Source organism: Epibacterium ulvae (assembly GCF_018678075.1).
Classification (GTDB): domain Bacteria; phylum Pseudomonadota; class Alphaproteobacteria; order Rhodobacterales; family Rhodobacteraceae; genus Epibacterium; species Epibacterium ulvae_A.
Map to the genome: position 1 here is coordinate 1 of NZ_JAHHIR010000016.1, position 9934 is coordinate 9934.

Here is a 9934-nt window from a genome sequence, read left to right on the forward strand (position 1 = left end):
CGCATCGAAAAACCTTAAACATAGCGGTCACTGACCAAGAAGGAACTCATGGGCTTGGTCAACCGCAAACCAAGCGGAAGACTCGACTGGCTCAGGATCATCGTTCTCAGCAATAATGAAGTGAAACGATGGTCGGTTGCGTTTGCCCAAATCAGCCAATCTCAAGGTCATTGATCGGTCTGACAATTCCACCACAGCTTTGTCTTCCAAGCCAATCTGTGGAAACCGATAGCTGAGGGCCTCGCCGTCTTCTGTACCAATAACTACTAGCTTTCCATTGTCGCTCCACTCCTGAGCATCGAGGCACTGACCAGTGCAGGGTGCTCCTACAGCCTTGGTAGAAAACGTTAAATCGAAGCTGACCTCTTCAAGTTCAACGAACGCTTCCACGACCAGCAACAATAGCGTGCATCTTTTCACACTCATGCCTGGCGGAAGTTGCGGCAAGAACCCGGTTGCCCGGAAAGAAATCTGATTTCGAGAGAGATCAGCGACGTTGAGCACGGCTGTCGCTTGTATTGGCCCTATCGCAGTGCTGATATTCAGGCTCTCTGAAAAATAGTCATAAGCGAAGGTCCCAAGGCAATTCAATAAAATGTCTATGATAAGGCAAGCGCAGTAAAGCCATAAGCAAGGTGTAATTTTGGGCTCAATACAGCCATTCAATGCACCACCCAATACGTCAATTTTTTGGAGGTGGAAGCTATTTAAAACACGACATTTGCAATCATCTGACCGGCAACAACAGCCTGTCTTGACGTCATGTATTTGCCACCGATGGTCTCTTTGGACTGCGACCCAATGTCGATCAACCGACGCAGGTGTTTTTGACAATGGGCCCTTTGGTCCAATGAACCTCGCTCTGGACATGCCCTGCGCGCACGTATTTTCCCATGTGAAGGGGCATCGCGGCCTCAGGAAAAGCTGCTGCGTCGCGCAGGACAAACCCCTCCTGTGTCGCGAAATCCATGTCAGACACGATGTTTGCAGCGGTATCGTCGCCAAAAGCACCGCGGTACAACACGGGAACGGGCGCAATCCCGAGCGCAGCAAAGCGGGTGACGGTGTCATCCCAGCTTTGCAACACACCGTCACAGCTCCAGGCGAAACCCAGAGAATAGGATGGCAGATCTTGGTAAGAAATACTGTGGCGCGCAAAGAGATATTCGCCAATGATCCGCTCACCGGGGCGAAGCTGCGGCGCTATGCCAGCCGCAAAGGTTTTCATCCAATCCCGCGACGGGTGGTAGCGGGCGTCCAAACTGCGTGGATGGGTTCCGTCTGGATGTATGGTTGTGTTTTCTCCATCCATCTTCTCGGTCGCGACCACCTCAATCGCTGTGGCCAGTGCGTTTTGATGCGGCATGCGCCGGTCGTCCTTGGTTAGCCCCGGAGACTGCGGCAGATGATAGGTTCGTCCGTATTTCTGTGACATCTGCTTTGGGCCTATTTTCGTGGATAACGGTGTGTCGCAAAAAACTGCGGCCCTGTCAGGTCATGAAATCTGTCAGTGTCCTCATCCATGTCACTCTTCTTCGCGCCACGCTCGAACTCGCGATGTATTTGCGTTATGTTTGCGCTGATTCGATGAGGCAAGTCGCAACGGTCTGACGCGGGCTCGATCCTGTTCTTCTATGAGATCCGGCGTGTTACCGTCTCCCGAGCCCTCACCCTATTGCTCGCCCTCATGCTGCCGTGCTCCGGCTTGGCCACCTCACGAGGACTGGGTTGGATGTTCTCATGGGGCCGCTGGAGATACGGGTGACGCAAGAAAGCCACTGCGTCAGTAATAATCTAGTCTCGCCACTTAAACAGGGGCGCCCCCCGTCCCGCGCCGCTACGCTAGGAACCGCGCCGCAACCTCACCGGACATATAGCTGACCCGCCCACCTGAGAGTGTGGCTGCAACGCGTTTGCAGTCTTGCTCCAAAATGACAAGGTCGCCGCGCAAACCCGGAGCGATCCGGCCCCGGTCCGACAGCCCCAACAGCTGCGCTGGCCCGTCTGAGACCAGCGCCCAAGCCGATGGCAGGTCCAACACGCCCGCACGTTCCAGCATCAAGGCCGCGCGGCGTGGGCTGGGGTAGTGGTAGTCCGACGCGAGCGCATCACAAAACCCCATCGCAATCAATTCAAGTGCTGATACATTGCCATTATGCGAGCCTCCGCGCACCACATTTGGCGCGCCCAGAATGATATGATCGCCGCCCGCGCGCGCGGCCTCTGCCGCCTCTAACGTCTCTGGGAATTCGCTGATGGTCGCGCCACGCGCGCGCCACGTTGCGCGCCCCTCGCACGTTTGATCATCATGGGAGCCCATGCGCACGCCCATCTGTGCGAGCCGTGCACAGAGCACATCCAGCGCTGCAGGCACCTCATCACGCCGGGCGTGCATCTCTTGCATCATCGCCAGATGAACATCCGGGTTGCGCGCGGCTTTCAAAGCTTGCCCTACCAAACGGGGCGGTTTCTTTCCCGCGGCCAGTTTTGCATGGGGCAGATGGTCGTTGAACACTACATACGGCAGCGCGTATTGGGCGACCTTCTCCGGGAGGTCTGCGTAATCCTCCAACATGTGGGTCTCAAACCGTAGCTGCGGCATCAGATCGGTCACCACCTGCGACTTTACCGCCGCCATGGCTGCAAACACCCGTTCGGCATATTGCGGCGCGCGCAGGCCACCTTCCCAGCTGTGAAACTGCGCAAGAACTGCGGTGGAGATCCCGTTCGCGGCCAGTTCGGCCTCAGCGGCCAGCACGCCTTGGTCCATCTCATTCATTGCGCCGCGACGGGGGGCCAGATGGCGCTCAAACCCGTCGCCGTGTACATCGACAATGCCCGGCACCACCAGAAATCCGGACAGATCAACTCGCCGCGCGCATGTGCTGTCTTGGAACACGCCACCGCCCAGTGTCAGCGCATCACCGCGCACCAATTCGCCAGGGCGCAGCACATCTGCGCCGGTGAATGTGACCTCCAATGCTGACATGGATAGACCTTTCGCGATCTGATGTTGGACTTGGCGCAGCACTTGCCTGTGGCCGCTGCAAAAGTCAAATCAGTGGCAGGTCAGCGCGCGGTTTTAGGGGTAACGGAGGCAGGCTCTTCTGCCCTCGGTTTGGGTGCCAAAGCTACCACGGCGATACCGCCCAAGATCAAGGCCGAGCCGATCACCAGCGCAAGCCCGATCGGCTCACCCAGCAACAGCGCACCACCCAAAATGGCGATGACAGGCACCATCAATTGCACGGTGGCCGCAACTGGGGCCGTCAGCTGGGGCAGGATCGCGTACCACAAGGCATAGCCCAGCCCCGAGGTCACCGCGCCCGACAGGACCGCCAGCAGAACGCCATTCATGGTGATCACTTGTCCGCCGCCAGCTAGCAGCAGAACCGGCAGGATCATCACGCTGGCCCAGACAAAGTTCAACGCGGTTGAGACCAGCGGAACCTTCACGCCACGTCCAAGCAACGAGTAAATCCCCCAACCTAAGCCGCTCGCCGCCATCAGACCCGCAGCCCAGATGTCAACCGCACCACCATCGCGCGGCCAGACCACATAGGCCAGCCCCACCAAGGCGAGCCCTGCTCCTGCCAGTTGCAGGACGCCGGGTCGTTGCGCAGTCAACCCGCTCCAGACAAACATGGTGATCTGCACCACGGCAAACAGCACCAGCGCGCCAAGTCCTGCGTCCAGATCCTTATAGGCCAGCGCAAACCCCACCATATAAAGCGTTAGCGACGCTGCGCCCCATAGGCTGGATGTCCAGGGTTGGCGCAGCGGCAGTCCCCGCATCAAACATAGGGCCACCAAAGTGACCGCACCGGATGTAAGCCGCAGCAAGCCAAAGCCTGTAGCATCCATCAGCTCCCCTCCGACCGCAGCACGGCCCAGAACGGAATTGGCGGCAAAGGCCACAAGGGTGAGGCAGAGGAGGAGGAACAAATGCATGCCACTCCATAGCGGCCCTAGGCACATCAAACTATCGTTGAATCACACAAGGTCAGGATCACCATCTCACAAAACCGTGTGCGGTGTTAATGGGTGACAGTCTTGGGTTGCTTCAACAACTGAGCGATCTCACGCAGCAAAAGATCCCGCAACGGTGCACTCTGCCCGTGCCCGCTGGCGTCGTCATGCTGCAGGATCCATAGGGAGAATTCAGGTACATTGACCCCATCCAATCGCAAAAGCGCCGGATCCTGCTGCGCGACGAAATGTGGCAACAAACCAATGCCGCGTCCGGATTTCACGGCGGCTGCCACCATTGCAAGATTGGCACAGCTGACGCGCCGGGTTGGACCAAGCTCTGGCCACGTGAGGTCCGACACCGAGAGCGGGCCGCCCTCGACCGTAAAATGACTTGGGGCTGCCTTCAACGGCTTCGCGAGCAACCGGCGATGCGCGTACAAATCGAACGTCACCTGCCCGACCTTCTGCCCGCGTTGACCCGGTTTCAGTGATTTGGCCAAACAAAGCGTGAGGTCGGCGCCTTCCACAGATTGATGCAAAACACTTGGGGCTGTGCGTAGACGAATAGGCAGCACCGGCAATTCGCGCTGTATGCGATACCAGACTGGCAACAGGAGATGTTCAAAAAACAACTCGGGACAACCCAGGACCACAGGTTTAGTTGCAGGTTCGATCTGGGGCGGTCGACTGCGTTCGACCAGACCGGCGATGCTGCGTGCCTGCTCCGCCAAACCTTGTCCAGCCTCGGTCAAGAACCAGCGCGCGCCTGCGCGTTTGACAAGCACAGACCCCATGCGCGCCTCGAGCTGATCAATGCGCGAAGCGACTGCGTTCTGGCTCAGACCCAGCGCTTGTCCTGCCGCATTGGGAGATTGCACCTCGCCCACAGCCAACAGGACAGCCAAGTTGCGCCAAATATCTGGCTCTGGCTTTTCCATATATTAAGAGTTTACCGTTTCACAAATCGCTCTGCCAAGAGCACAGCCGCAACACTTGACCGATATGATGTACAATTTATGGTTGCGAGTGATAGCAGCCTCGAAGCCCTCGGCACAACATGTGCCCGTTCAGCAACAAGTCCAAGACACCCTAGCACGGCGTCCGAAACTCAGCCCTCTAATGCACTCCGAGCCACATGTTGCGCCAAAGCTTGCTGCACAACATAGGACGACGTCTGCCTCCAATCGTGGGCCAGATGTTCAATCTGAACACGCAGTTTGTGCGGCAATTGCAGTGGCAGGCCCGAGCCTGTCGCGGCGGACGCACCCAAGTCCTCAAGCCCGTTTATAAGCTCAAACGTCACAATGCGTCGCAACCGGTCTGCCAAGGACCCTTTGCGCCCAGAACGCAGGACGGCCTGGCGCAACAGCTCTCGCTGCGCAGATGAAAGGGTGACGACGATACGGCGTCTGGGATCTTTGCGTGACATGTCGCAGCTATCTATCAACTGCCTTTAAAAGGCAAAAGGAAACGGAAGTTCGCCGGTTTGCGGCCTCAACCATCGATCAACAGCGCCTCTCCCAGGACAAAAACGACAGGAATTGCCGGAAAACGACCATTATTTCATCAAGCCGTCAAGAATAGCCGATAGATTTTCGCTAAATCGTCAGGGATCGAGACAAGGTTGTATTCGCGGTGAATGCAACAAGCTATAAAAGACCCACATCACAAGTCGCCATCGTTACACGACTGGACCCTCACCCCACCGAGGCGTCCTGGGAGTATTTATGTAGCCAAATTTTGTTTGGACCTACTCCACACGAGCCAACATGACACACGCGGCCCCTCCCTCGTGTGCAAATTTGATAGACACAAGGAGTTACGACCATGAATTCCGACCAGAACCTTGATTGCCGCGGCCTGCCCGAAGCGCTTGCCGTACTTCGGATCAAGCAAGCTCTGCACTGCACGTCACTGGATGACCTTAAAGTCTGCGTGCAGATCAGCGAAGACTGCTGCCAGGATGCCATTCAATCTGGCCTACAATCCGAAAGCGCCTGTGTCGCCGTCATGGAAGTTTGCTAAGGATTTGAGGCCCACTGCGCCTTTCGCGTGCACCTAGAGCTTCAATTCCGAACTGACCAAACAGTTTTGATGAGACCGGCCTCCGCGTCAGGCTTCAGATGTTTTGCTCTTGAGAAGAAACCCCAAGTGGATCGGCGGTCATCCTGTCGGCCCTGCTTGTGTTCAGCAAATTTACGAAGAACGTGGCATATACTTTGGCTGTGTTCGCATGAGGATCCATTATGCCCGCGAGCGATGCTCCCGAGACCACGAAGCCGTCACCTGCAACATCCACACCACATGTGCCGGAATTTGCCTTTGATCCCACAGATCCATGGACAAAGACGTTCCAAGAAGGGCTGGAAATCGCAAACCTGACAGGCAAGCGCGTCTATGAAGTTGGCATCGGCACCGGAATGAATGCCGTCTTCCTGTTGAAAAAGCTCAAGGCGGCCCGGGTATCGGGCAGCGATCTGGATCCACGCCTCGCCGAGCTTGCAACAAAGAACGTGGCGGAACTCGCCCCCGCCGACACAGACCGGTTTCACCCGATCCTTGGCCCGGTGAGCCTTATTGACACGGATGCGGCCCAAACCGAGATCGCCCAAACCGACGTGGTTATTGCCTGCCTGCCCCAGGTGACCTCCCCCGATGATGAGACATTTGCCGCCTTTCGTGATGCCCATGATGTGGACCTTGGCGAAGGAGCCCAGGAACGCAGCGCGGATCATATCGCGCATTATTACCCCTGGTCGATATTCAACTGCCTGCCCTTCAACTCGGTCGGACTTGGCTTGAACGAAGCGCTGTTGCGCCGCGTGAAGAAAGCCGCCCCCCAGGCAGAACTGATTTTGAACTTCGGCGCGCGCATTCCACGCGCAACGATCTGCGCCATGTTCGCAGCCAACGGATATGCGCCCAGAGTGCTGCATTCGCGCATCGTGAAACAGGACGCGGGCACAGACATCTCTTTCTTTGTGACGTTGGAAAAAGCGATGCAAGGCACCGGGCTTGAGCAGGATCTGGTCTGTGCATTCTTTGCCGATCCAGAAGGTGATACGCCAATTAGCGCAAGCGATGCGCATAAACTGCAAGAAGACGACCCAGACCGTCCGCTTTATCACGAAGTCTGTGTCATACAGGCCAAACCTAGCTAAGGTCCTACGGACTGATTTGCCTGTAGGATACATGATGACCCATCCCGCCCCCATTCTCGGCGTTTATCTGAGCGAAACCTTGGATCTGGAAGACCTCTATGGCGCGGCTTTGACCGCTGATGATGTCCAGATCTTGCGGCCTGATCAGGTGACAGATCCACAAGACATTCGATTTGCACTCTGCTGGTTGCCGGGGCCGCGGGATTTCGAAGGCTATCCAAATCTTTCCTTGGCCATGTCGATCGGTGCCGGTGTGGACGCCTTGCTGGCCCATCCCGGATTGAGCGAAGACATTGCCATAGCGCGCGTGCGTGACCTGCAGCAAGCCGCCCTGATGGCCGGATTTGCCGCGCATGAGGTGCTTCACTACGAACGCGACTTTGGCCAGATGATGCAAAACGCACAGGGCACGCAATGGCGACCTTTGCCAATGCGCGCACCAGAGCTGAGCGTTGTTGCGGTTCTGGGGAACGGAACAATGGGGCAAGCCGTCGTCGAAGCGCTCAACGTTCTTGGCTTCACCATGCAAGTCGCCAGTCGCTCTGCCCCGAACGCGCCACTGGAAGGTGTGCGCTATTTTACCGGGGACACCGCAAACAAGGATGCCGCCAAGGGCGCCGATTACGTGATCAACGTGCTGCCCCTGACAAGCGCGACAGAAGACGTTTTGAATGCTGAGCTTTTTGACGGCCTGAACCCCGGCGCCCGTTTGATCCAAATTGGCCGCGGCGAGCATCTTGTCGAAAATGACTTGTTGACCGCCCTTGAGACCGGACAGCTCGCAGGTGCCACATTGGATGTCTTTCGCACCGAGCCGCTGCCGCAGGATCATCCGTTCTGGTCCGACCCGCGCCTGCGCATCACGCCCCATATTGCCAGTGACACCATGCCAGAAGTTGTCACCGCGCAGGTCGTCGAAACAGCGCGCGCCTTGCGTGATGGCACCCCGCTGCGCCTCGCTATCGCACGGTCGCGTGGATACTAAGGGATGCGTGCGCCCCACCAACATTTTGCTTCACGGAATTTTGCCCAATGACACTGCGATATGCCGCCATTACCGACCGCCTCTATGATCTCGGCGGCGACAAATGGGCGTTACACAATGCCGCTCGCGCTCGAAAGGCTGCAGGTGAAACGATCATCGACCTCACCATCGGTGAGCCAGACGTGCCAACGGATCCGGGCTTGGTGGAAGAATGTGTCAAAGCGCTACGGGCGGGACGTACACGGTACTCCAATGGCCGTGGTGAGGTAAATCTCATCGAAGCTCTGATCGAAACCTACGCCCATCGGTTCCCGGACATTACATCCGACAATATTTTGTGTTTCCCCGGCACGCAGACCGCGCTGTTTGCCATCATCCAAGCTTTGGCGGAGAGTGGAGACGGTGTCCTGATCGGCGACCCTTACTACGCGACCTACGAAGGTGTGGTCCAGGCCACTGGTGCCCATGTGCAGCCTGTGCCCTTGCGCATGGAGCATAACTTTGAACTGCAAGCCAGCGACTTGGCCGCTGCCATCACGGCAGACAGTAAAGTCCTATTGCTCAACACCCCGCATAACCCGACCGGAGCGGTGCTGTCCCGGCAAACGCTGCAGGAGCTGGGCGCGTTGTGTATTGAGCACAACCTTTGGATTGTCTGTGATGAGGTTTATGAGAGTCTCACTTTTGGCACGCCCTTCGCCTCGCCGCTGGAAATCCCTGCGTTGAGAGAGCGCACAATCGTCACCTCCTCGATTTCCAAGACATTTGCGGCGACCGGTTTCCGCAGCGGCTGGACCATTGGCCCGGTCGAATTGTCACGCCGCATCTTGCCAATTTCCGAGACCATGCTGTTTGGCAACCAACCCTTCATCGCCGATATGACCGAAGCGGCCCTGCGCGGAAGCTTTGACACGGCCGAACGCATGCGCATCGCGTTTGATCGCCGCGCGCATATGATCCACGAAACCTTGAGCGATAGTCCTGTCCTCTCGACCGCCCTGCCCCAAGGTGGGATGTTCATAATGATTGATGTCGCCAATACCGGCTTGGATGGCGAGACCTTTGCCTGGCGTCTGCTTGAGGACTTTGGCGTGGCAGTGATGCCCGGAAGCTCCTTTGGTGCCACGGCCACATCGCTGGTCCGCCTGGCGCTCACTGTACCCGACGAGGTTCTTCACTCTGCCGTCAAGAGCATGATTGACTTCAGGGTACCTCGAACATTTCCCTGACCTCTCCGTTGGGATAGAAGGCGGCGGGCCTGCGGCGGCAGGGGTTTGACGATGGCTCAGATGGGTTTCTCTGATCTTTCAGACCGCTTGTGAGCCTTGATGCCTAGCGTGACCCTATGGTCGAGATTGACGCCATCGTGCCGTGGGAGGGTAAGCGTCCGGCCTGACCGCCTCTATGGGGAGATTTTCCAAGGCAGGAGATCGTCAACACGGTTTATCTTGTAGTCTGGGAGGCGGGCGAGAGTGTCCGCCAGCCATGCCTGGGGATCGATATCGTTCAATTTGGCGGTTTCGATCAGGGTGTAAGCGATAGCGGCGGCGTGGCCGCCGGTCTGTGATCCGACGAACAGGTAGTTCTTGCGCCCGATTGCGATGGATCGCATGGCCCGTTCGGCTGTGTTGTTGTCCAGTTCCAGAAAGCCATGATCAAGGTAAGGTCGCAGCCGTGCCATGCGCGTCAGGGCATAGCGGATTGCACCTGCCAGCGGCGATTTGCCAGAGGTGCTTGGCAGTGGGGCGTGGAGCCAGGTTTCCAGATCATCGAAGATCGGCCCTGCCTGTGCTGGTCTGAGAGCGGCGCGTCGATC

Annotated in this window: 11 protein-coding genes and 1 pseudogene; 5 read left to right on the plus strand and 7 right to left on the minus strand. The window is 57.5% G+C overall.

The window, feature by feature from the left end; translation table 11 throughout:
* Positions 1-27 precede the first annotated feature (27 nt).
* From KMP13_RS04060 to KMP13_RS04085, 6 genes are all read right to left on the minus strand, one after another.
* Positions 28-504, minus strand: a complete 477-nt coding sequence (locus tag KMP13_RS04060; protein WP_215264281.1) for a hypothetical protein — start codon at positions 502-504, stop codon at positions 28-30.
* A gap of 304 nt (positions 505-808) precedes the next feature.
* Positions 809-1435, minus strand: a complete 627-nt coding sequence (locus KMP13_RS04065; RefSeq protein ID WP_215264282.1) for an RNA ligase family protein — start codon at positions 1433-1435, stop codon at positions 809-811.
* Between the two features lie 402 nt (positions 1436-1837).
* Positions 1838-2989, minus strand: a complete 1152-nt coding sequence (locus KMP13_RS04070; RefSeq protein WP_215264283.1) for an alpha-D-ribose 1-methylphosphonate 5-triphosphate diphosphatase — start codon at positions 2987-2989, stop codon at positions 1838-1840.
* A gap of 80 nt (positions 2990-3069) precedes the next feature.
* Entirely contained in the window at positions 3070-3951 is an 882-nt protein-coding gene (locus tag KMP13_RS04075) for a DMT family transporter (protein ID WP_215264284.1), read from the minus strand.
* Between the two features lie 86 nt (positions 3952-4037).
* Positions 4038-4910 carry a LysR family transcriptional regulator gene (locus KMP13_RS04080; RefSeq protein WP_215264285.1) on the minus strand — a complete coding sequence of 291 codons (873 nt, stop codon included), beginning with the start codon at positions 4908-4910 and terminating at the stop codon, positions 4038-4040.
* Positions 4911-5080: 170 nt separating this feature from the next.
* Positions 5081-5401, minus strand: a complete 321-nt coding sequence (locus KMP13_RS04085; protein WP_215264286.1) for a hypothetical protein — start codon at positions 5399-5401, stop codon at positions 5081-5083.
* Positions 5402-5799: 398 nt separating this feature from the next.
* On the opposite strand from KMP13_RS04085, the gene KMP13_RS04090 reads away from it, so the two are divergent.
* The 5 genes and pseudogenes from KMP13_RS04090 to KMP13_RS20765 all read left to right on the plus strand — a co-directional run.
* Positions 5800-5997 (plus strand): hypothetical protein, encoded by a 198-nt coding sequence (locus KMP13_RS04090; RefSeq protein WP_215264287.1) that lies wholly within the window; start codon positions 5800-5802, stop codon positions 5995-5997.
* A 221-nt stretch (positions 5998-6218) separates the two neighbouring features.
* A complete protein-coding gene (locus KMP13_RS04095; protein ID WP_215264288.1) occupies positions 6219-7133 on the plus strand; it encodes a hypothetical protein in 915 nt (304 codons plus the stop codon).
* A 34-nt stretch (positions 7134-7167) separates the two neighbouring features.
* Entirely contained in the window at positions 7168-8118 is a 951-nt protein-coding gene (locus KMP13_RS04100) for an NAD(P)-dependent oxidoreductase (RefSeq protein ID WP_215264289.1), read from the plus strand.
* A 53-nt stretch (positions 8119-8171) separates the two neighbouring features.
* Positions 8172-9347 carry a pyridoxal phosphate-dependent aminotransferase gene (locus KMP13_RS04105; RefSeq protein WP_215264291.1) on the plus strand — a complete coding sequence of 392 codons (1176 nt, stop codon included), beginning with the start codon at positions 8172-8174 and terminating at the stop codon, positions 9345-9347.
* Between the two features lie 51 nt (positions 9348-9398).
* Positions 9399-9508, plus strand: a pseudogene (locus tag KMP13_RS20765) (IS5/IS1182 family transposase); the annotation flags it as partial.
* Positions 9509-9520: 12 nt separating this feature from the next.
* Here KMP13_RS20765 and KMP13_RS04110 read toward each other — a convergent pair.
* Positions 9521-9934 (minus strand): IS66 family transposase (locus KMP13_RS04110; protein WP_215264290.1); only part of this gene is annotated, 414 nt, incomplete at its 5' end.

Bases quoted from the DNA above. Each gene is read 5' to 3' on its own strand.
- KMP13_RS04065 (WP_215264282.1), bottom strand. From the start codon at position 1,435: ATGTCACAGAAATACGGACGAACCTATCATCTGCCGCAGTCTCCGGGG.
- KMP13_RS04070 (WP_215264283.1), bottom strand. From the start codon at position 2,989: ATGTCAGCATTGGAGGTCACATTCACCGGCGCAGATGTGCTGCGCCCT.
- KMP13_RS04075 (WP_215264284.1), bottom strand. From the start codon at position 3,951: ATGCATTTGTTCCTCCTCCTCTGCCTCACCCTTGTGGCCTTTGCCGCC.
- KMP13_RS04080 (WP_215264285.1), bottom strand. From the start codon at position 4,910: ATGGAAAAGCCAGAGCCAGATATTTGGCGCAACTTGGCTGTCCTGTTG.
- KMP13_RS04085 (WP_215264286.1), bottom strand. From the start codon at position 5,401: ATGTCACGCAAAGATCCCAGACGCCGTATCGTCGTCACCCTTTCATCT.
- KMP13_RS04090 (WP_215264287.1), top strand. From the start codon at position 5,800: ATGAATTCCGACCAGAACCTTGATTGCCGCGGCCTGCCCGAAGCGCTT.
- KMP13_RS04095 (WP_215264288.1), top strand. From the start codon at position 6,219: ATGCCCGCGAGCGATGCTCCCGAGACCACGAAGCCGTCACCTGCAACA.
- KMP13_RS04100 (WP_215264289.1), top strand. From the start codon at position 7,168: ATGACCCATCCCGCCCCCATTCTCGGCGTTTATCTGAGCGAAACCTTG.